This window comes from Rhodococcus sp. 2G, assembly GCF_001886355.1.
In the GTDB taxonomy this organism is placed as follows: Bacteria; Actinomycetota; Actinomycetes; order Mycobacteriales; family Mycobacteriaceae; genus Rhodococcus; species Rhodococcus pyridinivorans.
This window is the reverse complement of record NZ_CP018063.1, coordinates 5168641-5193766: the sequence shown is the minus strand read 5'-3', so window position 1 is coordinate 5193766 and position 25126 is coordinate 5168641. Positions and strand designations below refer to the sequence as shown.

15 protein-coding genes are annotated in these 25126 nt (G+C 68.8%); 7 read left to right on the top strand and 8 right to left on the bottom strand.

The window, feature by feature from the left end:
• Positions 1-36: 36 nt before the first annotated feature.
• Positions 37-2163, top strand: a complete 2127-nt coding sequence (locus tag BO226_RS24660; protein ID WP_071936292.1) for an oxidoreductase — start codon at positions 37-39, stop codon at positions 2161-2163.
• A gap of 82 nt (positions 2164-2245) precedes the next feature.
• Here BO226_RS24660 and bluB read toward each other — a convergent pair whose 3' ends face one another.
• From bluB to BO226_RS24640, 3 genes are all read right to left on the bottom strand, one after another.
• Complete coding sequence (bluB, locus tag BO226_RS24655; RefSeq protein ID WP_071936291.1) at positions 2246-2905, bottom strand: 5,6-dimethylbenzimidazole synthase; 660 nt, start codon at positions 2903-2905, stop codon at positions 2246-2248.
• Between the two features lies 1 nt (position 2906).
• Positions 2907-3401: a glutathione peroxidase gene (locus tag BO226_RS24650; protein ID WP_019290035.1), complete on the bottom strand. Its 495-nt coding sequence runs from the start codon at positions 3399-3401 to the stop codon at positions 2907-2909.
• 228 nt (positions 3402-3629) lie between these two features.
• A complete protein-coding gene (locus BO226_RS24640; RefSeq protein ID WP_071936559.1) occupies positions 3630-4994 on the bottom strand; it encodes a cation:dicarboxylate symporter family transporter in 1365 nt (454 codons plus the stop codon).
• A gap of 262 nt (positions 4995-5256) precedes the next feature.
• On the opposite strand from BO226_RS24640, the gene BO226_RS24635 reads away from it, so the two are divergent.
• The 4 genes from BO226_RS24635 to BO226_RS24620 all read left to right on the top strand — a co-directional run bounded on the left by BO226_RS24635 (position 5257) and on the right by BO226_RS24620 (position 9081).
• Entirely contained in the window at positions 5257-6810 is a 1554-nt protein-coding gene (locus BO226_RS24635; RefSeq protein ID WP_006551833.1) for a sensor histidine kinase, read from the top strand.
• A complete protein-coding gene (locus BO226_RS24630; protein ID WP_006551834.1) occupies positions 6807-7499 on the top strand; it encodes a response regulator in 693 nt (230 codons plus the stop codon). Before BO226_RS24635 ends, BO226_RS24630 begins: the two co-directional genes overlap by 4 nt.
• Positions 7500-7606: 107 nt before the next feature.
• A complete protein-coding gene (locus tag BO226_RS24625) occupies positions 7607-8062 on the top strand; it encodes a hypothetical protein (protein WP_071936290.1) in 456 nt (151 codons plus the stop codon).
• Positions 8035-9081 carry a DDE-type integrase/transposase/recombinase gene (locus tag BO226_RS24620; protein ID WP_071936289.1) on the top strand — a complete coding sequence of 349 codons (1047 nt, stop codon included), beginning with the start codon at positions 8035-8037 and terminating at the stop codon, positions 9079-9081. The genes BO226_RS24625 and BO226_RS24620 overlap by 28 nt, the downstream gene beginning before the upstream one ends.
• Positions 9082-9132: 51 nt before the next feature.
• Here the strand turns inward: BO226_RS24620 and BO226_RS24615 are convergent, their stop codons facing one another.
• Together BO226_RS24615 and BO226_RS24610 are read right to left on the bottom strand one after the other, a co-directional pair.
• Positions 9133-11280 (bottom strand): S9 family peptidase, encoded by a 2148-nt coding sequence (locus BO226_RS24615; RefSeq protein ID WP_064852806.1) that lies wholly within the window; start codon positions 11278-11280, stop codon positions 9133-9135.
• A gap of 6 nt (positions 11281-11286) precedes the next feature.
• Complete coding sequence (locus BO226_RS24610; RefSeq protein ID WP_006551836.1) at positions 11287-12174, bottom strand: phosphoribosylaminoimidazolesuccinocarboxamide synthase; 888 nt, start codon at positions 12172-12174, stop codon at positions 11287-11289.
• A gap of 108 nt (positions 12175-12282) precedes the next feature.
• Between BO226_RS24610 and BO226_RS24605 the strand changes: the two genes are divergently transcribed.
• Both BO226_RS24605 and BO226_RS24600 read left to right on the top strand, forming a co-directional pair.
• On the top strand, positions 12283-13716 hold the full coding sequence (locus BO226_RS24605) for an MDR family MFS transporter (RefSeq protein ID WP_071936558.1): 1434 nt from the start codon (positions 12283-12285) through the stop codon (positions 13714-13716).
• Positions 13717-13790: 74 nt separating this feature from the next.
• Positions 13791-14189 (top strand): hypothetical protein, encoded by a 399-nt coding sequence (locus BO226_RS24600; RefSeq protein ID WP_006551838.1) that lies wholly within the window; start codon positions 13791-13793, stop codon positions 14187-14189.
• Positions 14190-14257: 68 nt separating this feature from the next.
• Here BO226_RS24600 and entS read toward each other — a convergent pair whose 3' ends face one another.
• Genes entS through BO226_RS24585 form a run of 3 tightly spaced genes read right to left on the bottom strand, consistent with a single transcriptional unit; the run spans position 14258 to position 25041 of the window.
• Positions 14258-15508, bottom strand: coding sequence for an enterobactin transporter EntS (entS, locus tag BO226_RS24595; RefSeq protein WP_071936557.1), 1251 nt, complete (start codon positions 15506-15508; stop codon positions 14258-14260).
• A gap of 10 nt (positions 15509-15518) precedes the next feature.
• Complete coding sequence (locus BO226_RS24590; protein WP_006551840.1) at positions 15519-15740, bottom strand: phosphopantetheine-binding protein; 222 nt, start codon at positions 15738-15740, stop codon at positions 15519-15521.
• Between the two features lie 40 nt (positions 15741-15780).
• Positions 15781-25041: a non-ribosomal peptide synthetase gene (locus BO226_RS24585; protein ID WP_071936288.1), complete on the bottom strand. Its 9261-nt coding sequence runs from the start codon at positions 25039-25041 to the stop codon at positions 15781-15783.
• Positions 25042-25126 lie beyond the last annotated feature (85 nt).

The window sequence follows — 25126 nt, the reverse complement described above, 5'->3', positions numbered from 1 at the left end:
TCGACGGCCACACCGGGCCGGGCATACCGTCCGGGCGTGGCAGTCCCGAACCAGACCTATACGCGCCTTCTCTCCCCCGGCACCATCGGGCCGATCACCCTGGACAACCGCGTGGTGATGCCCGCCATGGACATGAACCTCTGCGAGGACGGGGAGATCGAGCAGGGCGACATCGATCATTTCGTCGCCCGCGCGGCCGGAGGCACCGGGCTGATCGTCACCGGATGCTGCGCGGTCGCCTATCCGGCGGGATGCACCAGCACGAAGGAACCCGGCCTGTCCGAGGACCGGTTCATCCCCGGCCTCCGCGCACTGACCGACGCCGTCCACGAGGCCGGCAGCAAACTGTGCGTGCAGATGGTGCACCACGGCAAGGTCGCCCGTATCGACACCCTGCAGGGCCGGCCGCAGCTCGTGCCGAGCATCCCGAAGCCGCCGAGCGACATGAGCGCCATGGCCGACTGCACGCCCGCGGAACTGCAGCGCATGGCATCGATCCAGGGTGGCGCGCAGGCCACCTACAACGAGGCCTCCGAGAGCGACATCGAATGGTTGATCCGGATGTTCGCCGAGGCCGCGGGCCGGGTCGCCGCCGCCGGAGCGGACGCCGTCGAGATCCACGCCGCCCACAACTACGTGCTCGGCGCCTTCCTCAGCCGCTACACGAACCAGCGCACCGACGGATACGGCGGGTCGCTGGAGAACCGGGCCCGGCTGACCTGCGAGGTGATCCGCGCTGTCAAGGCCGAGGTCGGCGACCGCCTCGCCGTCATCGTGCGGCTGGCAGGGCAGGAATACGGTGAGACGGACGGCCTGACCGTCGAGGAATCCGCTGCTGCCGCAGTGCTGTTCGAGCAGGCCGGTGCCGATGCACTCCACGTCACTGGCACCGCGCTGAACGCGTTCGCGAATTTCACCGACGGCCCGTTGCCGGACAAGGTCGGCTACTACACCCACAACGCGGCGGTCATCAAGCGTGCGGTGTCGATCCCCGTCATCACCGTCGGCCGCATGCTGCCGGAGGTCGGCGAGCGAATGATCGCCGAGGGCATCACCGACTTCGTCGCGATGGGACGTCAGTTGCTGGCCGATCCCGCGCTCGTCGCCAAGCTCGAGCAGGGCCGCAGCGAGCAGATCCGCCCGTGCATCAACTGCTATGTGTGCGTGCAGGAGAACTTCTGGGATGCCACGCCCATCTGTGCGGTCAATCCGGCGCTGGGCAACGAGACACTCGTGCCGTTCGTCCGCACTGCGGCGCCGAAGCACGTCGTCGTGGTGGGTGCCGGGCCGGGCGGCCTCGAGACTGCGCGGGTCGCCACCGAGCGCGGGCACCGCGTCACCGTCCTGGACAAGACCGACCGGCTGGGCGGGACCCTGTGGTTCTCGACCCTCACCACCCCCGACAACGAGCGGCTGCTGAAATGGCTGACGGCCGAGGTCACCCGCCTCGGCATCGACGTGCGGCTCGGCGCCGAGGCCACCTCCGCATCGATCCGCGCCCTGGAGCCGGACGTGGTGGTCGTCGCGACGGGCGCCGTGCGGGAACGTCCCACCGTGCCGGGCGGGGACTTGCCGCACGTGCACACCGGCGACAGCATGCGTGCGCTCATGACGGGTGCGGGCGACGTCTCCGATCAGTCCCAGGTGCTGCGGGTGATGGGCCGGGTGGGCAGGCTCGCCGGTATCACCACGAGCCCTCGGAGGATCCGTGATCTGAGCCGGCGGTTCCTGCGTTTCCTGCCGATGGCGAAGGACGTCGTCGTGATCGGCGGGTCGCTCGTCGGGCTCGAACTCGCGGAGTTCATGGCCGAGCGGGGAAGCCGGGTGACGCTGCTCGCCGAGGGGAAGCAGCTCGGGGTGCCGATGGCGATGCCGCGCCGGTGGACCGCCGTCAAGCACGCGCGCGAGGTCGGCCTCGAGGTGCATCGTGGTGCGACGGTTCAGCGCATCACCCCGAAGACGGTGGAGTTCACCGTGGATGGCGAGACGAAATCGGTACGCGCCCGCATGGTCGTGGTCGCGTCCGGTGTGTCGGCGGCAGCACCGCTCGCCGACGAACTGGCCGGCTCGGACATCGATGTCCGCGTCGTCGGGGACGCGGGTCGGGTCGACTACATCGAGGGCGCCATCCACAGTGCCTGGAAGGTCGCGACCGAACTCTGAAAACAGGCAGGTGGCGACCGATCTGTGAAACAGCGGGTGGCGGCCGGCTCGCGCACTCACGAACCGGTCGCCACCCGTCGGATCAGGCTTCCCGGTCACCCGGCGCCGCGAACCTGTCGCGGTGCACGGCCTCCTCGAGCCGGCGCCCCTTGCGCCAGCCGAACCGTTCGAGGTCGGGTATCTCCTGGAGCCGCGTGACCGGGCCGACACACAGCCACGCGATGGGACGCACGGGTGCGCTCACTCCGACGAAGTCGGCGAGGAAGTCCTCCTCGTAGAACGACACCCATCCCACGCCGAGACCCTCGGCGGTCGCGGCGAGCCACAGGTTCTGGATCGCCAGCACGGCCGAGAACAGGCCGGATTCGTCGATGGTGTGACGGCCGAGGATGTGCTTGCCGCCGCGTTCGGGGTCGTAGGTGACGACGACGCCGGTCCCCGATTCGACGATGCCTTCGATCTTGATGGGGTCGAAGGTGCTCTTCCGGTCCTCGGGGAGCGAGTCGGCGAACGCCTGCCGGCAACCGGCGACGTGCTCGGCGAACTCCTTCAGCCGCTGTTCGTCCTGTACGACGACGAAGTCCCAGGGCTGGGTGTTGCCGACACTGGGTGCGTGATGGGCGGCCCGCAGGATGCGCATCAGCGTGTCCTCGTCGAGCCGTCCCCCGCTGAATTCTGCACGGACGTCGCGACGCATGCGGATGATGTCGTACAGCGCGTCCCGCGCTTCTGTGCCGAACATGTCAGGCCGGCAGGATCTCTTCGAGGGCGTCGAGGATCTCGGGCGCATCCGGTTCCGTGCGGGGACGGAAGCGCGCGGCGACCGTGCCGTCGGGAGCGATGAGGAACTTCTCGAAGTTCCACTGGATGTCGCCGGCCTCGCCGGAGGCATCCGGGTGCTTGGTGAGCTCGGCGTAGAGCGGATGCCGATTCTCGCCGTTGACCTCGATCTTCTCGAGCAGCGGGAAGGTCACGCCGTAGGTGGCGGAGCAGAACTCCTGGATCTCCTCCGGCGTTCCGGGCTCCTGACCCATGAACTGGTTGCACGGCACGCCCACGACGAACAGTCCGCGGTCGCGGTATTCCTGCGCGAGCTTCTCGAGTGCCGTGTACTGCGGGGTCAGGCCGCACTTGGACGCGACGTTCACGACGAGTACCGCGTGGCCCTCGTACGAGCCGAGATTCGTGGGTTCACCCGAGAGGGTGTTGATCGGGATGTCCTGGAGAGGCGTGGTCATGCATCCAAACTATCGTGTGCCCGATCACTCCCCCGAACATCGGCGTGCTACATCTTCTCCCCCGGCAGCGCGGCGGCCTGTCTCACCCACTTCCGGACCTTCTCCTCGTCGAGGTCCTCGAGCCGGCGGATGTCGTGATAACGCCGCCGGCGCGTAGTCGCTACAGAAATAGCTGCCCGCTACGGAAAATTTCCGTAGCGGACAGCCATTGTCGTAGCGGATGCCGGATCAGACGGAGACCTTCTCCAGGTTCGCCGGTTCGCGCTCGGGGGCGGGCTCGTGATCGTCGACCATCATGCTTTCGTCGAACGGCAGCCGTCCGCTGAGCACCTCGTCGACGCGGTCACGGTCCACCGACTTGGTCCACGTGCCGATGAGCAGGGTCGCGATGGCGTTGCCGGAGAAGTTGGTGACGGCACGCGCCTCGGACATGAACCGGTCGACACCGACGATCAGGCCGACACCGTCGAGCAGGTCGGGGCGGTGGCTCTGCAGACCGCCGGCCAGCGTCGCCAGACCGGCACCGGTGACCCCGGCCGCACCCTTCGAGGCGACGATCATGAACAGCAGGAGCGAGATCTGCTCACCCATGTTCAGGGGACTGCCCATCGCGTCGGACACGAACAGGGCGGCCATCGTCAGGTAGATCGCGGTGCCGTCCAGGTTGAACGAGTAACCGGTGGGCACGACCACGCCGACGGTGGTGCGCTGGACACCGAGGTGCTCCATCTTGGCGATCAGACGCGGCAGCGCGGACTCCGACGACGACGTCGCGAAGATGAGGAGGTACTCGCGGGCGAGGTACTTCACGAGCTTGAACACCGAGACACCGGCGACGGCCCGCAGCAGCGATCCGAGGACGCCGAAGACGAACACGACGCACGTGAGGTAGAAGGCGATCATCAGCACACCTAGCTGCAGGACCGCGCTCAGTCCGGTCTGACCGACGACGTTGGCGATGGCGCCGAAGGCACCGATCGGGGCGAGCCACAGGATCATCGTCAGGATGCGGAAGACCAGCTTCTGCAGGTGGCCGATGCCACGGAGGATCGGTTCACCCGACTTGCCGATGCCCTGGATGGCGAAGCCGACGAGCAGCGCCACGAACAGGGTCTGCAGGACGCTGCCGGCAGTGAGTGCGGAGAGCAGGGAGGTGGGGATGATCGACGCGATGAAGTCGACGGTGCCGCCGGCCGCGTGTGCCTTCTCGGCGAGTTCGGCACCCGATCCGGCGTTGGCCGGATCGAGGGTGAGCCCCGAACCCGGGTCGAGCAGGTTGCCCACACCCAGGCCGATCGCGAGGGCCACGGTCGACATGCCCACGAAGTAGATCAGCGCGAGTCCACCGATCCGGCCGACGCTCGCCGCTGCCCGGACCGACCCGATGCCGAGCACGATGGTGCAGAAGATCACCGGGCTGATCATCATCTTGATCAGGTCGACGAACATGGTGCCGAGGACACCGAGCGACTTGCCCGTCTCGGGGGCCAGCCATCCGACGGCGATACCGGCGACGACGGCGATGATGACGCCGATGTACAGCCAGTGGGTACGGTCGCGGCGTTTCTCGCCCCGCACGGTTGTGGTGCTCATGGAGTGCCCTTCGATCATGCGCGGGCTCGTCGCGCGATGTTCACGGATAACGGGATGCGGTGACGCACCGGCGAGGACTCGGGAATCGACCGTGGTTCGGTCGGGTACTACGGGACCCTGGTAGGGGCCGCTCCGCGCCCGGGTGGTGACCGGCATCACGTCCACATAAGGACATGGTGGTGGCCGGGTCGCCGCGGGAGAAGTTTGTGTACATAGTGTTCACGGGAGGTGAACGGTGAACCGTCGCCAGGCGAGACCGCCGATGAGCGTGGCGGGCCAGCTGCTCATCCTCCAGCTGGTGGTGTTCACGGTGATAGCGATCGTGGCGGGTGCGCTCATCGTCGTCGACGAACGCCGCGACGCCGACGAGGCCACGCGCCGCACCGTGACGGATATCGCAGTGACAGCCGCGCTCTTCCCGGAGGTCGCGGACGGGTTGCTCTCCCCCGATCCGACCGCAGCGCTCCAGCCCCGCGCCGAGCAGATCCGCGAGGCGACAGGGGTGGACTTCGTCGTCGTCGTGGACCCCGAGGGCATCCGCGTGACACATCCGGTGCCGGAGCAGATCGGGTTGCCGTACACGGGCCACACCGATGAGGCCCGTTCGGGCACGCCGTTCACCGAGACGTACACGGGCAGCCTCGGATCGTCGATCCGCACCATCGCGCCGGTCTACGACGACGGCACGCTCGTCGGATTCGTGTCGGTCGGGGTGACACGGGAGAGGATCGCCGAGAACTTCGTGCGGAGCCTTCCGGGCATCGTCGGCCTGGTGGCGGCCGGGCTCGTGGTCACCGCGGCGGGCGGATACCTGATCGCGCGGCGCCTGCGCCGTCAGACCCTCGGGCTCGATCCCGACCAGCTGCGGCGCATGTACGAACACCACGACGCCGTCCTGCACTCGATCGGCGAAGGGCTGCTGGTGTTCGGTGGAGCACCCGGCGCCTCACCGCAGGTCGACGTCGTCAACGACGAGGCACGCCGCCTGCTCGGCCTTCCCCCGACCGGGCCGGTCCCCTTCGACGCCCTGCCCGAGACACTGCGCGAACTCGCAACCACCGGCGAGGCACGCGACGAGGTGCACCTGACGCGCGACCGCACCCTCGTCGTCAACAGCGACGCGGTGAACTGGAACGAGCGCCGCATCGGCACCGTCGTCACCCTCCGCGACCACACCGAGTTGCGCGGTGTCCTCGGTGAACTCGACTCGGTCCGCGGATTCGCCGAGTCGCTGCGGGCGCAGGCCCACGAGTCGGCGAACCGTCTGCACACCATCGTCACGATGGTCGAACTCGGCCGGACGGAGGACGCGGTCGCGTTCGCGACGCAGGAACTGGCGGTCTCCCAGCACCTGATCGACAGGTTGACAAGTGCCATCCACGAGCCGGCGCTGTCGGCGTTGCTGCTCGGCAAGATCGACGAGGCGGCCGAGCGAGGTGTGGAACTGACCGTCACCGACGACACGGAACTGGGCCCGGTTCCGTCCATCCCGGCGCGCGATATCGTCACCCTCGTCGGGAATCTCATCGACAACGCCATCGACGCCTCCCATGCGTCGGACGACCCATGGGTGGAGGTGACTGTGCGTCGGGACGATTCGTCGATGATCGTCGAGGTCGCCGACAGCGGGCCGGGGATGTCGCCGGAGGTGCTGGCCCAGGCCATGCAGCGCGGCTACTCCACCAAGTCCGAGCAGCGCGGCCTCGGACTCGCACTCGTCGCCCAGGTCGTGGCGCGTCACGGGGGAACTCTGCGCACCGAACCGTCGCTGGGTTCGATGATCGTCGCCGTGATCCCCTTGGAGAGCCGGTCGTGATCCGGGTGCTCGTCGTCGAGGACGAACCGCTCATCGCCGAGGCCCACCGCGAATACGTCGGGAGGGTGGACGGATTCGAGGTGGTAGGTGTCGCGCACACGGGTAGCGACGCCGTGCGGGCGGTCGCGTCGGCTGCGCGGGTGGGCACACCGGTGGATCTGGTGCTGCTCGACATCGGGCTCCCCGACACGAGCGGCCTCGAAGTGGCTGCACGCCTGAGCGCCGGTCGTCCGAGTCCCGACATCATCGCCGTCACGTCGAACCGCGATCTGGAGGTCGTGCGGACGGCGGTCGCGCGGGGTGTGGTGCTGTATCTGCTCAAGCCGTTCACCTTCGCGGCACTGCAGGACAAGCTCGAACAGTACGTGGCCTACCGCTCGGCGTTGCGCGACGCCGAGACCGCGGCGGGCCAGCACGATATCGATCGCGCCATGTCGGCTCTGCGCACGAGCAGTTCCCGTCCGTCCACACCCAAGGGCATCTCCCCCGACACGCTGTCGAAGATCACCGATTTCCTTCATCACGCCGACGGGCCGCGAACCGCTGCGGAAGTCGGATCGGCCGTGGGGGTCTCACGCGTGACGGCGTGGCGTTACCTCGAACGGCTCGCCGACGACGGAGCCGCGACCCGCATCACCGAGTACGGCCGCGCCGGCCGGCCCCAGGTCCGGTACGAACTGCGCAGATGAGCGGTCGTGCATCCGCTACACAGTTCGTCATTCGCGTCGGCAATTCGTTGGTTGCCAGGATGGTCGTGAGACACATTCAGGGACGGACGCGGGGAAACGGAAGCATCATGATCGACGTCGAAGTCGGCCGAACACCGACAGGCATGCGTTCGTTCTCGATGGCCTACCGCTCGGAGTTCCTCCGGCAATGGGACGCGGCCATCGAACGCGGCAGCCGTGCCAAACTGCTGCGTGAAAACAACCTCGCCTACGGAACGGTCCACCGTTGGATCGCCGCCCGGGACCGCGGAGAATGGACCGCATCGATGAGGGCGGCCGCAGAGAAACCGGGTAGACGCATGGACAGTCGTGAGCGCGCGGAGCTGGCACAGCTGCGCAAGGAAAACCAGCAACTGCGTCAGAAGGTCGAGCAGGCCGAAGCTGCCCAGCAGATCCTGGGAAAAGCATTCGAGCTCTTGGAGCACGTGACCAAGAGCTCGGCGCCGGAGACACCTGCGATCCCACCGGCGCTGATGAGCGTGGCCGAGTACGAACAATGGCTCGAGGGGTACAGGCTGTCCTGACCGCCACGGTCACCACATTGCACCAGGACGCGGCGATGCCGGTGACCCGGGCCTGCACCCTGCTCGGACTGCCTCGGGCCAGTTACTACCGGCACAGTCGCGGCTATACGCATTACCGGCCGGCCGGGGACCCGCTGCCGCAGGCGAAGCGTCGGCAGCCGGCCGCGCTCAGCGAGAGCGAACGTGACACGATCTGCGATGTGCTGTGCTCCGGCGAGTACGCGGATTTGTCTGTGGCTCAGGTTTATTGGCGTGCATTCGATGCAGGGGTTCTGGCGTGCAGTGAGCGGACGTTCTATCGGGTCGCCGGCGCGGCGAGCTTGGTCGGGGACCGGCGTGGCCGCCGCGGCGGCGGGGGCGGCGGCCCTGTCCGGGCCCGGCCGGTGGTCGGGGCCGGGGCGGTCGGGGATCTGTGGTCGTGGGACATCACCGAGTTGAAGGGGCCCGGGAAGAAGGACCGGTACCTGTTGTATCTGGTGATCGATGTGTTCTCGCGGTATCCGGTCGCGTGGTGCATCGAGTTCCATGAGAGCGGCGAGCGTGCGGTGAAGTTGTTCACCGAGGCGATCGCCGAGCACGGGTGCCCGTCAGTGTTGCATGCGGACAACGGGGCGTCGATGCGGTCGACGGTGTTGCTCGATCTGCTCGAGGAGCGGGGGGTGATCGCGTCGTTTTCCCGTCCTCGGGTCAGTGACGACAATCCGTTTTCGGAGTCGTTGTTCAAGACCGTCAAGTACGACCTGACCTGCCCGCCGGTGTTCGATTCGATCGATCATGCCAGGGAGTGGACCGCGGGTTTTCTGCATCGGTATGCCACCGAGCATCGGCACAGTGGGCTCGGTCGGCATACTCCGGCGTCGGTGTTCGACGGTTCTGCTGTTGCGGTTCGGCGGTTGCGTCAGCAGATGCTCGATGAGTATGCAGCGGAGTTTCCCGAGCGGTTCCGGCGTGCGCCTCGTGCGCCGGAACTGCCCGGGTCTACAGGGATCAACATCCACCACCTGTCTCAGACAGGTTGACAACTACCGAATTGCTGCGGCGAATAGCGAGAACGCGAGCGGATACCGAGCTCAGCCCGCAGAGGTCTCCGCGCGGCAGGCGCCCGACGTCTCGAGCACCCACGCGAACTCGAACGCGACCTCGCGCCACTTCTCGTACCGGCCCGACACACCGCCGTGTCCCGCGCTCATCTCCGTCTTGAGCAGCAACGGCGCATCGCCGGTCTTCGTCGCGCGCAGCTTGGCGACCCACTTGGCGGGTTCGACGTAGAGCACGCGCGTGTCGTTGATGCTGGTGATCGCGAGGATCGCCGGGTAATCCTTGGCCTCGACGTTCTCGTAGGGGCTGTACGAGCGCATGTACTCGTACACCTCTGGGTTCTCGAGCGGGTTGCCCCACTCGTCCCATTCGATCACCGTGAGCGGCAAGGACGGATCGAGGATCGACGTGAGCGGGTCGACGAACGGGACGTTCGCGAGGATGCCCGCGAACAGCTCGGGTGCGATGTTCGCGACCGCACCCATGAGCAGGCCACCGGCACTGCCGCCGTCGGCGACCAGCTTCTCCGGGCTCGTGACGCCGGCGTCGATCAGGTGCCGCGCGCACGCCACGAAGTCGGTGAAGGTGTTCTTCTTCGTCAGCGACTTGCCGTTCTCGTACCAGTGCCGGCCCATCTCGCCGCCGCCGCGCACGTGCGCGACCGCGAAGACCATGCCCCGGTCGAGCAGCGACAGGCGTGCGACGGAGAAGGCCGGGTCGATGCTCGCTTCGTACGAGCCGTAGCCGTACAGCAGCGTGGGCGCGTTCTCGGGGGTGCCCTTGCGCGCGACGATCGACAGCGGGATCTTCGTGCCGTCCTCGGCGGTCGCCCACTCGCGGCGCTGCTCGTAGAGCGTCGGGTCGAACTCGCCGAGCACCGGCTGCGACTTGAGCAGCTTCAGCTCACCGGTGCTCACGGTGTAGTCGTAGACCCGGCTCGGGGTGATGAACGACGTGTAGCCCAGACGCAGTGTGGGCTGGGTCCATTCGGGGTTCGCGCCCGGTCCGACGGCGAAGAGTTCCTCGTCGAACTCGAGTTCGGTGAGCTTGCCGTAACCCTCGTCGGTCAACGGCCACACCGCGAGTCGGGTGAGGGCTTCGCGGCGGTAGCCGAGCACGAGGTGTCCCTCGAACGCGTCGACGTCTTCGAGGCGCACGTCGTGCCGGTGCTCGATCAGGGTGCGCAGCGCGGACGGGTCGTCGACGGGAGCCTCGGCGAGGACGAAGTTCTCGGCCTTCTTCCCCGTCTCGGGGTCGACGTCGTTGTGCAGGATCAGGAAGCGGTCCTCACCGGCGATCACGGCGTGCTCGGCACCGTACTCGACACCTTCGCGGCGCGGCAGGATCACACGGAATTCGCCTGTGGGGTTCTCGGATTCGAGCACCCATCCCTCGGTGGTGATCTTCGAGCCGACCCAGATCATGAGGTACTTCTCGCTGCGGGTCGAACCGATCGACACCCAGTACCGCTCGTCGGGTTCGTGGAAAACCTTCACGTCCTCGTCGACGGAGGTGCCGAGCTTGTGCCGCCAGACGGTGTCGGGCCGCCACGACTCGTCGACCGTCTGGTAGAAGACGTGGCTGTGGTCGAGCGCCCACGTCGCTCCCGGTGCGGTGCCGGGGATCTCGTCCGCCCGCATCTCACCGGTGGTGAGGTCCTTGATGCGCAGGGTGTAGCGCTCGTCGCCCACGACGTCGGTCGAGTACGCGAGCAGCGTGCCGTCGTGGCTGATCGAGAACGCCCCGAGCGAGAAGAACTCGTGCCCTTCCGACTCGACGTTGCCGTCGAGGAGCACCTGCTCGCCGGGGAGTTCCACACCAGGCGTGACGTCGGGCGGTGTCCAGTCGTCGGCGTCGGCGATCGGGCACCGGCACTGGATCGCGTACTGCTTGCCCTCGACGGTGCGGGCGTAGTACCACCAGTCACCCATCCGGGTGGGGACCGACATGTCGGTCTCCTGGGTGCGCGACCTGATCTCCTCGAAGATCGCCTCACGCAGCGGAGCGAGATGTTCCGTCTGCGCCTCGGTGTACGAGTTCTCCGCTTCCAGGTACGCGACGACCTCGGGGTCGTTCTTGTCGCGCAGCCATTCGTAGTCGTCGACGAAGGTGTGCCCGTGATGGGTGCGCTCGAGCGGCACCTTCTTCGCGACCGGCGGAGTGATCTTCGAGGAGGTCATATGCGGTCAGCCGATCCAATCGTCGAAGGACAGTCCCGAAATACGTTCGTACGCCTCGATGTAGCGAGCTCGCGTCTTGTCGACGACGTGCTGCGGCAGCGGCGGGGGCGGGGTGTCGGAGGCGCGGTCCCAGCCCGACTCGGGTCCGGTGAGCCAGTTCCGGACGATCTGCTTGTCGAAGCTGGGCTGAACCTTGCCCTCCTCGTACTCGTTCGCGTCCCAGTAGCGGGACGAATCCGGGGTGAGGACCTCGTCGGCGAGCACCAGATTGCCGGCCTTGTCGAGACCGAACTCCAACTTGGTGTCGGCGAGCAGGATGCCGCGGTCCGACGCGTACATGGCGGCGCGGTCGTAGATATCGAGCGTGTCCTGGCGCAGCTTCATCGCCAGGTTCAGACCGACCTTCTCGACGACGTCGTCGAAGGAGATGTTCTCGTCGTGGTCGCCGAGCGCAGCCTTGCTGGCCGGGGTGAAGATCGGTTCGGGCAGTCTGCTGGCCTCGACGAGCCCCTGGGGCAGGGTGACACCGCAGACGGAGCCCGTGGCTTGGTAGTCGAGCAGGCCGGAGCCGGTGAGGAAGCCTCGGGCGACGCACTCGACGGGCACCATCTCGAGGCGCTTGACCACGAGTGCGCGGCCGAGGACCTCCTCGGGGATACGCTCGTCGTCGGGTTCTCCCGCGAGGTGGTTGTTGGTGGCGTCGAGCAGCTTGAAGAAGAACACGCTCATCGCAGTGAGGACCCGTCCCTTGTCGGGGATCGGGGTCTCGAGCACGTGATCGTAGGCCGAGATCCGGTCACTGGCGACGAGGAGCAGGTGCTCGTCGTCGATCACGTACAGATCACGCACCTTGCCGCCGGCGAGGTGTTGGTAGGACTCGAGTGAAGGACGCACGCTGACACCCTAGTGCTCATCGAGTGGGCGTACCGCACCCCGTGGCGGATATCCCACTCGTTCACCGCCGGGTGGAACAACGAACGTATGAGTGGGAACAGGAGTGGCATGGCCACATCGTCGCGAGTGGACGTCGGGTTCGGGTCCGAGCGGGGCCCGATCCTCATCGCTCTGATGCTCGCCACCTCCCTCGTGGCGCTCGAGAGCACCATCCTGGCGACCGCGATCCCGACGATCGTCGCGGACCTGGGCGGCTTCACGCAGTTCCCGTGGTTGTTCTCCGCCTATCTGCTCACGCAGGCGGTGCTCGTCCCGGTCTACGGCAAACTCTCCGACGTCTTCGGCCGCACTCCGCTGTTGTTGTTCGGGATCGGGGTGTTCGCGGCGGGTTCGGTGCTGTGCGCGGTGGCGTGGAGCATGCCGGCGCTGATCGCGTTCCGCGCGGTGCAGGGACTCGGCGCCGGTGCGGTGCTGCCGATGGCACAGACGATCGCCGGGGACATCTACACGGTCGCCGAGCGCGCCAAGGCGCAGGGCTATCTCGCCAGTGTGTGGGGCATGTCGGCGGTGATCGGCCCGGCCGTGGGCGGTGTCTTCGCAGACTTCCTGTCGTGGCGGTGGATCTTCTGGATCAACCTGCCGTTGTGTGCCCTCGCGGCGTGGGTGCTCGTCCGCAACTTCCGCGAGGACACGCCGTCGGGACCGCGACCGCGCGTGGACTGGGCCGGCGCGGCGACACTCGCGGTAGGCGCCGCCCTGCTGATCCTCGGCCTGCTCGAGGGCGGGCAGTCATGGGCGTGGACGTCGGCGACCGGGATCGGCATCTTCGCCGCCGGTGCAGCCCTGATCGCGGTGTTCGTGTGGATCGAGTCCCGCGCCGCCGAGCCGATTCTGCCGATCCGGCTGTTTACGCGACGTGTGCTGGTCACCACCAGCGCGGTGTCGTGCCTGGTGGGCGCGGTCGTGCTGGGCCTGACCTCGTACGTTCCGTCGTTCGTGCAGGGCGCGCTGGGGACCACGGCGCTCGTCGCGGGCTTCACGCTGGCGACGATGACGATCGGCTGGCCGATCGCGGCGGCGCAGTCGGGCCGGCTCTATCTGCGGATCGGTTTTCGCAACACCGGTCTGGTGGGTGCGGTGCCGCTGTTGTGCGGCGCGGCGCTGTTGACGCAGGTCGGGGTGGATTCGGCTCCCGGGGAGGTGGCGCTCTGCTGCGTGCTCGTGGGACTCGGGATGGGGTTGATCGCCAGTCCCGCGCTGATCGCGGCGCAGTCCAGCGTCGACTGGTCCGAGCGGGGCGTCGTCACGGGCGCGAACGCCTTCGCACGTGCGATCGGCAGCGCGGTGGGCGTGGCGGTGTTCGGTGCGCTGGCCAATGCAGCCCTCGGGGGCGCAGCGGCGGACGAGACCGTCACCGGAACTCCCGGTGCGGCGCAGTTGGCGGACTCGGTGGCGCCGGTGTTCGTCGCCGTTCTGGTCTGCGCCGTGCTGCTGGTGTCGTGCGTGTGCCTGATCCCGAACCGTCCGGCGGCGGCCGGGTAGGCGACACGCCGCGTGCCTATACCGTTACCTACGAGCTGTTTCGTATTCGCTCGAGATCGGGCACCATCTCTGCGGTGAGAACGACAAGCGGCGGCAAGGACACCATCGACGACGTGACGTACTTCCCCGTCGGAGCTGCGGAGCATGCTCTGCAGCGACTGGCACACGCTACGGCGATGCAGGACACGACGGATTACGAGTCGCTGCGCTCTGCCATGGACGCGGAGTACTTCTGGCGCGGTGTCGCCGAGACCTTCCGGATCGCCGACGAGGCGTTCCGGATCGTGTCGTCCGCGACACGCGACCGGCAGGACATCTGCGCGCACGTCATGGCACGCGCTGCCGACTGGGTGGGCACCATCGAGCTCGCCACCGAGGGATCCCGGTTGTACGGCGCGCTCGTCGCTTACACCCAGGGCGTCAGCGAAGGGTATTCGGCCGTGGAGGCCTGGGCGCGCGACGGACGGGTATGACGCGAAAGCGCTGATCGACGCGAAGGCGGGGCCGGGGATCGCCCCGGCCCCGCTCGTCGACCCGCAGGTCAGCCCACAGCTTCGAGATCGCCCGTGTCCTCGAACCGCCGCAGCGTCGGGGTCGCAACGAACATGATCGCGATGATCACCACACCGGCCACGCCGTAGATGGTCAGGGCCATCGAGATCGGCACCAGCGAGGCCACGACGCCCGCCGCGACCGCGCCGACGGAGGTACCGGCCGTCACCTGCGCGCCCCACACGGCCGCGATCCGTCCGCGGTACTCGTCGGAGGTGTTGCGCTGGACGGTCGCGTACCGCACGACGTCCGCGAGCGAGTCGCCGAAACCGTGCGCGGCCAGACCGAGCAGCACGACGGCGAGGACGCCGGTCGCGCCGGCACCCACCAGACCGGCGGCGGAGACCGCCATGAGCAGGTACACCACCAGCCCGTACCGGCGGATCGAGCCGGTCCAGCCGCTGGTCAGCGAGCCGACCACGGCTCCGACGGCGGGTGCGGTGTAGAGCAGGCCGACCACCGACGGTCCGACGCCGAGCACCTCGTCGGCGAACTCCGGGATCAGCACGGCCCAGCCGGACAGCAGCATCGCGAGGAATCCGACGATCAGCACCTGCCCCACCACGCGGTTGTGTGCCGCGTACCGGAAACCCGACACCACCGACTTCAGCGGTGATTCCTCCGCCACGTGCGTCGGCGGCAGCGACGGCAGGCGGGTGATGCAGAAGGTGGTGATCGCCGTGGTGAACGCCGCGAGCGCGTAGGCCACACCCACACCACCGGCGGCGATGACGACACCGCCGAGCGCCGGGCCGATCATGGAACCGAGGTCGGCGGTCAGCGCCATGAGCGCGCCGGCCGCGGCGAGCTTGTCGCGCGGGATCAGGCTGGGGGTTACCGCCATGAGCGCGGTCGACGAGATCCCGCCCGCGATGCCGTCGACGACGGCGAGCACGTAGATCGCCCACATCTGCGGTTCGGGCAGGAACGCGTTGATCGCCAGCAGCGCGAAGGCGACGCCCGCGGTGCCGCGGGCGAGGGCGATGACGTTCCGCCGGTCGTACCGGTCGGCGAGCACCCCGCCCGCGAAGGTGGCCCCGAAGGTGGTCACACCGATCACCGCGGAGACGGCGGCGACCTGCGCCGTCGAGCCGGTGAGCTGGTACACCTGCACGGGCACGGCCACGATGAGGAAACCGAGACCGAACAGCGACACGACGCGTGCGGTGAACAGGTACCGGAACTCGCGGCTGGTCCGCAGCGGGTCGAGGTCGATGAAGAGCTTCTCGAAGACGGCCACGATCACCCGCTCATCCGCGGGTGAGCAGCGCGATCCACTGCTCGAGGTCGGGGGCGGAGGCGAGGTCCACGAAGTCGACCTCGACGCCGGCGCTACGCCACTGTTCCACGAGGGCCATCAGCCGGACGGAGTCGAGTCCCTGGTCGACGAGGCTCACCGAGGGGTCGAGTTCGTCGACGTCGATGTCCAGGATCCGGGCGGTGTCGGCGAGGACGGTAGTGCGATCGAGCATGATGTTCTCCTTCTTTCGATGTGTGCAGGCGTGCTGTGCCCTACTGAGCGGTGCCGGTGAGTTCTCTTGCGGCGACGACGACCTGCACCGTGTCCTGCCAGACCCGCGCGATCTCGGCGAGCGTGTCCGCGTCGACCACGTCCGCTGCGGCGGCGAACTCGCATTCCAGAACCGCGCCGTCCGGGGTGTCCTCGGTGATCGCGTCCACCTGCAGGACGTGGTCGAGCGGCATGTCCGGATCCACCGAACCCCCGATCGCAGCGGCGCCCGGTGCACCCGACCACGGGCTGCCCGACGCCTCGCCGAGCGTGAGCCGACCGAGGTAGTTGAAGACGACGGCCGGCGGCACGTACCGGGCGAAGCGGTCGCCGAAGTCCGGGTTCAGTCGACGCAGCAGGCCGAAGCCGATGCCGTTGTCGGGTCGTTCCCGCGACGCGCGGGCCACCGCACGCAGCACCGCGCCCGCGGCGTCGGTGTCCCGGGACGCGGACGCCATGTCGACCTCCGCCAGATCCACCGTCACCGGATACATCGACGTGAACCAGCCGACCGTGCGCGACAGGTCGGCACCGGGGACCACCTGCTCCTCCCGGCCGTGTCCCTCGAGGTCGATGCGGACCTGGTCGCCACCCCGGACCGACGCCACCGCGACGGCGAGGGCCGAGAGCAGGATGTCGTCGACGACGTCCGCGGCCAGGACCCGCTCGGTGACGTCGACGGACAGTTGCACGCGGGTCGACCGGGTCGAGAGGACGGTGTCGCGTGCCGGGTCGAGCGGGCGCGAACCGAGCATCGGTTCGTCGGCGTCGACGGCACGCTGCCAGGCCGACCACGACGTGGTGATCCGCTCCGAGCGTGCCGCTTTCGCGAGTTCGTCCGCCCACACCCGGAAGGGTGTGCCGCTCGACGACAGGGTCACCGTCTCCCCGCGCTCGGCCTGTTCGACGGCGTCGGCGAGGTCGGGGACGAGGATCCGCCACGACACGCCGTCCACCACGAGGTGGTTCACGACGATCAGGACGCGTCCGGCCTGCTGCGGCCCGAAGTCGAACCACACGATCTGCACCATCGTCCCGTTCTCGGGATCGAGTGCGGCGTACGCGTTCTCACGCTCCTCGTCGAACAACTCGTCCCAGTCCCGGCCCGTGGCGTCGACGTGCCGCACGGCTGCGGTGAGGTCGGGAACGGTCTCGGGGACCGTCCACGACGGTCGGCCTTCGTCGTCGACACGGAAGGTCGAGCGCAGCATCGGATGGGCGGCCACGAGTGCCTCGACCGCGGTACGCAGGGTGTCGAGCGTGAGCCCGACCGGCGCGACGAGCAGTCGCGCCTGCGAGAACCGGGACAACCCCGTCCACTGATCGAGGGTGTCCCACACGATCGGCGTGACGGTCACCTCGCCTGCCACGTCGCCGACGGCTGCCGGACGGGTCTGTCCGCCGCCACTGTCGATCGCGGCCGCGAGTGCCTCGACGGTGCGCAGTTCGATCACCTGACGCGTGGTGATCCACAGCCCGGCCGCCCGGACCTTCGACACGAGCTGGATCGAAACGATCGAGTCGCCACCGAGGGAGAAGAAATCGTCGTCGATCCCCACCCGTTCGAGTCCGAGCACGTCCGCGACGAGTCCCGCCAGGACCCGCTCGGTGTCGGTACGCGGTGCACGCGCCCCGACCAGCGACGAGAAGTCCGGCTCGGGCAACGCCTTCCGGTCGACCTTGCCGTTGGCAGTGACGGGGAAGGCGTCGAGTACGAGCACCACGGCGGGCACCATGTAGTCGGGCAGACGCTCGGCAACGGCGGCACGGACGACCGCCGGATCGACGGCACCGTCCGGGGTCACGTAGCCGACCGGACGCGTCACTCCACGACTGTCGGTGTGCGCGTCCACGACCGCGTCCCGCACCCCGCGCACCGCGGTCAGCGCGGCCTCCACCTCACCGAGTTCGACCCGGAAGCCGCGGATCTTGACCTGATCGTCGCCGCGGCCGAGGAATTCGAGCACGGGCCGGCCGTCGGCACCACGCACCCGCCGGACGAGGTCGCCGGTGCGGTACATACGGGTGCCGTCGTCGGCGAAAGGATTCGGCACGAACCGCACCGTCGTGAGGTCGGGTCGGCCGAGATATCCGCGGGCGACACCGGCACCGGAGACGTACAGTTCGCCGACCACACCCATCGGGACGGGCCGGAGCATCGCGTCGAGGACGTACGCGCCGGCGCCGTGCACGGCCCGGCCGAGGCACGGTGTGTCGGCGTCGGTGACGGCCCCGATGAGAGAGTCCACGGTGCATTCGGTCGGTCCGTAGAGGTTGAAGGCGCGCCCGTCGGTCAGCTCCCGCAGTCGCTGCCACGACGCCGGATTGACTGCCTCGCCACCGAATCCGACGGAGGCGGGGCGGTGTCCGCTCTCGTACAGTCCGGCAGCGAGCATGCGGTCGAGGAAGGACGGGGTGACCTCGAGGAAGTCGAGTTCGTGCTCGAGCGTGTATGCGACCATCCGTTCGGGATCACGCATGGTGTCCTCGTCGAAGACGTGCACCGTGTGTCCGTCGAGCAGCCACAGGGTCGGCTGCCACGAGGCGTCGAAACCGAACGACCACGCGTGCCCGACGCCGACGGAATCGCGTCCGGACGCCGCTACGGTCGGGACGTAGAGATCCGCGCGGTGGCTCTCGAACAGGTTGAGCAGGTTCGCGTGCGTGACCGCGACACCCTTCGGCAGTCCGGTCGAACCGGAGGTGTAGATGACGTACACGCCGTTGTGCGGGCGCAGCGCACCGCGGCGGTCGGCATCCGTCAGTGGGGCGGTGGAGAATTCGCCGAGTTGCAGGTCGGGGTCGTCGAGCACCACGATCCTCGTGTCGCCTGCGATGGGGACGATACCGTCGAGAACCGAGGCGACCGTGACGATCACCTGTGGTCGAGAGTCGGACACCATGTGCGCCAGTCGATCCTGCGGATAGGACGGGTCCATCGGCATGTACACGCCACCCGACGAGATCGCCGCCGCGATCGCGACGACCATGTGCTCGGACCGCGGCAGCGCGAGTCCCACGACCGTCTCCGGTCCGACTCCGGCGTCGACGAGGAGCCGCGCGAGTCGCGCGGAGCGCCCGCCCAGTTCCGCGAACGACAGTGTCGTGCCGTCGGCGACCACCGCAGGTGCGTGCGGGGTGCGGGCGATCTGCCGCGCCAGGAGATCGGCGACGGTCGCCGCTCCGCTCGACGGGGCCGCGGGGGTCGTCGACCGGTCGCTGCGCAGACCTGCCCGCTCGGCGGTCGTGAGCACATCGAGTTGCGCCACGGTGCCGGGGTTCTCGGCGACGAGCTGGTCGAGGATGCGGACGAGGCGCTCCCCCAGTGCGGTGGCGTCGTCCTCGGTGAACAGATCGGTCCGGTACTCGAGGCCGAGGTGCAGTTCGTCCTCCAGTCCCGCGACCAGCACGAGCGGGAAGTTCGTGGCGTCCGAACCCCCGACCGATCCGACCCGCACGCCGCCGTCCCGTTGCGCCGCGTCGAGGGCGTCGCGGTCGACGGGGTAGTTCTCGAAGACGAGGAGGGTATCGAACAGTTCGCCGATTCCGACGGCACGCTGGATGTCGGCGAGACCGACGTACTGGTGGTCCATCACGCGGTTCTGGGTGCCGTGCGTGCGAGTGACGAGATCGGTGATCGACTCCCCCGCCTGCGTGCGGACGCGTACCGGGACGGTGTTGATGAACAGGCCGATCATCGATTCCACGCCCGGCACGTCGGGGACGCGCCCGGAGACGATCGCACCGAAGACGACATCGGTTCTGCCGGTGAGCGACCCGACGAGAAGGCCCCAGGCGGTCTGCACGAGTCCGTTGACCGTGACGCCCTGTGCGCGGCTCGCTTCGACGAGCCGCCGCGACAGCCCGTCGGGCACGGCGACCGTCAGTTCGGCGGGAAACTGCGGTCGCAGCGCCGTACCGGACGGTGTGACGAGGGTGGGTTCGTCCACGCCGTCGAGCAACTCGCGCCACACTTCGACACCGGCCGCGACGTCCTGTTCGCCGAGCCAGTCGAGGTAGTCGGAGAACGGCACGACCGGCGCGAGTCCGGCGGCGGAACCCCCGGCGGCGTAGATCTGCAGGAGTTCCTGCACGAGCAGCGGGGTGGACCAACCGTCGGAGACGAGGTGGTGCATCGTGAACAGCAGTCGCGCACGCGTCGGTCCCGCGACCACCAGCGTGAAGCGCACCAGGGGTGCGGCCGCGAGATCGAATCTGCGGGTGCGGTCGGCGGCGAGCAGTTCCGCCACCCGCGTGTCGAGTTCGCCGGGCTCGACGGTCCCGAGATCGACGACCTCCCAGTGCGGTTCGGCGGCGCGACGGACGACGCCGATCGGTTCGCCCGCTGCGCCGAGTCGATAGCCGGTGCGCAGAACGGCGTGCCGGTCGATGAGTGCACGCACCGAGCGCTGCATCGTGCCGGCGTCGACGCGGCCGTCGAGGGCGAGGTCGGTCTGCATCGTGTAGACATCGACACCCTCGGCGACACTGCCCGATCCCGACGGCTCGTCCAGTCCGGCCAGGAAGTACATGCCGCGCTGCAGGGGTGTCAGCGGCACGACGTCCTCTATGCCCTCCGGATTCTCGGCGTGCAGTGCGAGCACCTCGTCGACGGACAACCCGGACGCCGTGAGCACCGACGGCACGGGGACGCCCACGGCACCGCCGGAGACCGTGTCGGTGAGAAGGTGCAGTGCCGCGAGCCAGCGCTGCCCGATCCGGCGGGCCCGATCGGCGTCGAGAGCACCGGTGGCGTAGGTGAACACCGCCGAGAGAGCGGGTCCGTCCGGTCCGTCCTCCGTGATCGCGTTGACGTCGAGGACGTGGTCGAGGGGCATGGCCGGATCGACGGAACCACCGAGCGCGGCCGCCTCGGGTGCGGCCGACCACGCGGAGTCGGCGGTATCGCCGAGGGTCATCCGGCCGAGGTAGTTGAACATCACCTCCGGGGTCCGGTAGCCATCGAAGCGGTCGCGGTCGTCGCCGAGGAAACGCAGGAGACCGAAGGAGATTCCGTTGTCGGGAATGCGTTTCAGCGATTCGGTCGCGTGGGCGACAGCCCGGAGCGGAGCACCGCCGTCGAGTGCACGGTCTCCGCCGAGTTCGACCGTCACGGGGTACAGGGAGGTGAACCATCCGACGGTACGCGACAGGTCGGCACCAGGCACGATCTGTTCCTCGCGTCCGTGACCCTCGAGATGCACTCGCAGAGCGGATCCGCCGCAGACGTCGGTGACGGCGAGTGCGAGGGCCGCGAGCAGCACATCGCCGGTGCCGATACCGAGGGCGGACGGCACCGTGGTGAGGATGCGTTCGGTGACGTCGACCGGTACGTCGATCTCGACGGACGCCGAGGTCGACACGATGTCGCGCTGCGGGTCCAGGGCGCGGCTTCCCACCGCGGGCGTACTCTCGGCGGCGAGGGCGGATTCCCAGAGCGGCCACGATCCGGTGATCCGCTCGGACGAGGCCGCTTCGACGAGCGATTCCGCCCACTCCCGGAAGGACGTCCCGGTGTCCTCCGGCGCTGGCGTCTCCCCGCGGGTGGCCGCGGAGACGGCACCGGCGAGGTCGGGCACCAGGATCCGCCACGACACGCCGTCGACGACGAGGTGGTGCGCGACGACGACGATCCGTCCGGCCTGCTGCGGTCCCGGGTCGAGGAAAACCACGCGGAGCATCACCCCGGCTTCGGGGTCGAGTGCGTCGACAGCCTCCGCCGACGCTTCAGCGATGAGGTCGTTCCACGAAATTTGTTCCGTGGTCGAGTGATCCACTCGCCGGACGAGCGTCGCGGCCTCCGGAATGTCCTCGGGCACGATCCATGTCGCACCGCGACGAGTACGCCCCGACGGTCCCGAGTCGCCGACGGTGAACCGCGAGCGCAGCATGGGGTGGGCCGCGAGCAGTGCCCGCACACCCGTGACCAGATCCGTCTCTCGCAGGCCGACGGGGGCGACGAGCGTCCGGGACTGGGTGAATCGGCGCAGCGAGTCGAACGATCCGGACGCGAGGGATTCGTGCACGATCGGCGTGACGGGCACCGGGCCGGTCGCCGCCGTCCGGGCTCGCCGGGGTTCCTCGGCGGGTGCCTCGCACGCTGCGGCGAGTGCGGCTGCGGTGCGCAGTTCGAAGACCTGACGGGCGGTCACGCGCAGGCCGGCCGCGCGTAGACGCGACACGAGTTGGATGGAGACGATCGAATCGCCCCCGAGGGTGAAGAAGTCGTCGTGGACACCCACGCGGTCGAGGCCGAGGACATCGGCGACGGTGGCGCACAGCGTCCGCTCGGTCTCGGTGCGCGGTTCGCCGGCACCCGCCAGGGACGAGAAGTCCGGTTCGGGCAACGCCGTCCGGTCGACCTTGCCGTTGGCCGTGATCGGAAGGACGGGAAGAGCGACGAGCACCGCCGGGACCATGTAGTCGGGCAACCGGTCGGCGAGCGCGGCCCGCACCTCAGCGGTGTCGGGTCCGTCGCCGACGATGTACCCGACGAGGCGGGTGGTCCCCCGGTGGTCGGTGTGTGCGACCACCACGGCGTTCCGCACGGCCGGATGCGCGGTGAGCGCGGTCTCGATCTCGCCGGGTTCCACTCGGAATCCGCGGATCTTGACCTGGTCGTCGTCGCGGCCGACGTATCCGAGTGTGCCGTCGTCCGTCCAGCGCACGACATCACCCGTGCGGTACATGCGGGCACCCGCGACCCCGTAGGGATCGGCGACGAAGCGTGCTGCGGTCAGGTCGTGGCGGCCGAGATATCCACGGGTGACACCGTTTCCGGAGACGTACAGTTCACCGGCCACTCCGATGGGCACGGGACGCAGCCAGTGGTCCAGGACCCGCACGCTCGTCCCGGGAGTGGGACCGCCGATCGTCACGGTGTCCCCCGCGATGTGCGCGGAAGTCGCGTCGACGGTGCATTCGGTGGGTCCGTAGCAGTTCGTCGCCACCACGTCGCTCGCGGCGAGTCGCTGCCACAGCGCGGTGCTCACCGCTTCGCCGCCCACGGTGACGATCGCGGGAACGTGCCCACCCGGTTCGAGGAGACCGGCGTCGAGCAGGCGGTTCATGAGCACGGGCACGGTGTCGACGTAGTCGATGCCGTGGGTGCGCACGTAGTCGACGATGCGGTCGACGTCGGCACGGTTGTCGTCGGGAAGCACATGCAGCACATGGCCTTCGAAGAGCCAGGTGAGCGCGGCGACCGCCGAGTCGAAGGCGAACGGGTAGGTGAGCAGGACGTGCCACTGCCCGTCGCGCGGCGCACGACCGGCGGCGTGCATGGGCCCGGCGGCCTGTGCGGCGTGCAGGTCGGCGAGATTGGCGTGCGTGACGGCCACGCCCTTCGGCAGACCCGTGGAGCCGGAGGTGTAGACGACGTAGGCCAGATGATCCGGGCGGAGCGGAGCGCGCCGGTCCGCGTCCGTGAGCGGAGCCGACGACAGCGCCGACAGTGTGGACTCGACATCCGGGTCGTCGAGGACCAGCACGTCGACCCCGTCGAGCACCTCACCGAGACCCGCGCGCACGGCTTCGGTGGTGATCACCAGACGCGGTGCGGCATCGGTGATCATGTGCTTCAACCGGTCGGCGGGATAGGACGGGTCGAGCGGCAGGTAGGCGCCTCCGGCGGTGAGGACGGCAACGATCGCGTCGACCATGGCGCCGGTCCGGGAAAGCGCGAGACCGACCCGGTCGTCGGGTCGCACGCCGCGGTCGACGAGCAGCCTCGCCAGTCGCGCCGAGGCCGCGCCGAGTTCACCGAACGACGATTCCTGCTCACCGCACACCACTGCGGGTCGGTCGGTGCCGGTGGTGAACCGGTGCGCGAGCAGGTCGGCGACGGTGCCGCTCGACGGTGCGGCGGGTGCGGTGGACCAGGTGCCCAGTACACGCCCCCGTTCCGAGGACGGCAGGACGTCGAGGTCGGCGACAGGCGCATCGGGCCGGGCACACAGGGCCTCGAGGATCGCGACGAGGCGGGCGCCCAGGGCGGCGGCCTCGGCCGCGTCGATCAGCGACGGGCGGTGGTCGAGCTTGACGACGAGCCGATCGGACATGCCGGCCGTGAGGACCAGCGGATAGTTGGTGGCGTCGCGTCCGTCGACGCCGGTGATCGTCACTCCCCCGGCGCGTTGCGCTCGCTCGAGGGCGTCGCGGTCGACGGGATAACTCTCGAAGACGGTGAGGGTGTCGAACAGTTCACCGATCCCGACGGCGCGCTGCACCTCGGACAGGCCCAGGTACTGGTGATCGACGGTGCGCGACTGCTCGAGCTGTACGCGTCGCAACAGTTCGGTGACGGTCGCGGCGGGATCGAGCCGCACCCGCACCGGAACGGTGTTGATGAACAGCCCGACCATCGATTCCACGCCGACGAGTTCCGGAGGGCGGCCCGAGACCGTCGCGCCGAAGACGATGTCGTCGCGGCCGAGCAGACCGGACAGGAGCATCGCCCACGCGGTCTGCAGCACCGTGTTGAGCGTGACGCCGCTCGCGCGGGTGAGCTCCGCGAGCTTCGCGCCGAGCCCGTCGGGGACCGGAACCTCGAGTTCGCCGCAGCGTTCCGACGAGCGGGTCGCTCCCGGCGGTGCCACGAGCGACGGCTCGCTCACACCGTCGAGCGCCTCCTGCCACAGCGACCGGGCGGCCTCGTGGTCCTGGCGCCCGAGCCACGCGAGGTAGTCGCGGTAGGGGCGCACGGACGGCAGGCCCGACGCCGATCCCCCGGCGGCGTAGATCTCGAGCAGCTCGCGCACGAGGATCGGGGACGACCAGCCGTCGACGACGATGTGGTGGGCGGTGAGCAGCAGGCGCACCTCGTCGGCGCCGAACCGCACGAAGGTCCAGCGAACGAGCGGCGGTTGCGTCAGGTCGAACCAGTCGTGCAGGTCGTCCTCGACGATCCTCAGGAGCCGACGTTCCGCCTCGGCGCGTTCGAGACCGGACAGATCCTCGCTGCGCCAGGGATTCTCCACACCCGACACGACGAGACCCGCCGTACGGCCGTCCTTACGGGGACGGAAGCACGTGCGCAGCGCCGGATGACGGTCGAGCAGCGCCTGCGCGGAGGCCGCCATCCGCTCCTCGTCGACCGCCCCAGAGAGTCGCACCACCGATTGCACCGTGTAGGCGTCGGGATCGGCCGCAGCCGTGTCGTCGGATGTCGAGCCGGTCGGCGCCGCAACGGTACTCAGGTAGAGCAGGCCCTGTTGCAGCGGCGAGAGCGGAACGATGTCTTCGAGCGCAGTGGAACGGGTCATCTGTCGCTTTCGGTATAGACGGTCATTTCGGGCACGGACGACGAACGGCCCCCGCGCCGGGACGTCGGGGGCCGTTCGGTCGGTG

What these genes read in the sequence shown, in the direction of transcription:
- BO226_RS24590 (WP_006551840.1), bottom strand. Translation starts at nt 15,740, where the DNA reads ATGCTCGATCGCACTACCGTCCTCGCCGACACCGCCCGGATCCTGGAC.
- BO226_RS24615 (WP_064852806.1), bottom strand. Translation starts at nt 11,280, where the DNA reads ATGACCTCCTCGAAGATCACTCCGCCGGTCGCGAAGAAGGTGCCGCTC.
- BO226_RS24620 (WP_071936289.1), top strand. Translation starts at nt 8,035, where the DNA reads ATGGCTCGAGGGGTACAGGCTGTCCTGACCGCCACGGTCACCACATTG.
- BO226_RS24625 (WP_071936290.1), top strand. Translation starts at nt 7,607, where the DNA reads ATGATCGACGTCGAAGTCGGCCGAACACCGACAGGCATGCGTTCGTTC.
- BO226_RS24585 (WP_071936288.1), bottom strand. Translation starts at nt 25,041, where the DNA reads ATGACCCGTTCCACTGCGCTCGAAGACATCGTTCCGCTCTCGCCGCTG.
- bluB (WP_071936291.1), bottom strand. Translation starts at nt 2,905, where the DNA reads ATGTTCGGCACAGAAGCGCGGGACGCGCTGTACGACATCATCCGCATG.
- BO226_RS24640 (WP_071936559.1), bottom strand. Translation starts at nt 4,994, where the DNA reads ATGAGCACCACAACCGTGCGGGGCGAGAAACGCCGCGACCGTACCCAC.
- BO226_RS24650 (WP_019290035.1), bottom strand. Translation starts at nt 3,401, where the DNA reads ATGACCACGCCTCTCCAGGACATCCCGATCAACACCCTCTCGGGTGAA.
- BO226_RS24635 (WP_006551833.1), top strand. Translation starts at nt 5,257, where the DNA reads ATGAGCGTGGCGGGCCAGCTGCTCATCCTCCAGCTGGTGGTGTTCACG.
- BO226_RS24605 (WP_071936558.1), top strand. Translation starts at nt 12,283, where the DNA reads ATGGCCACATCGTCGCGAGTGGACGTCGGGTTCGGGTCCGAGCGGGGC.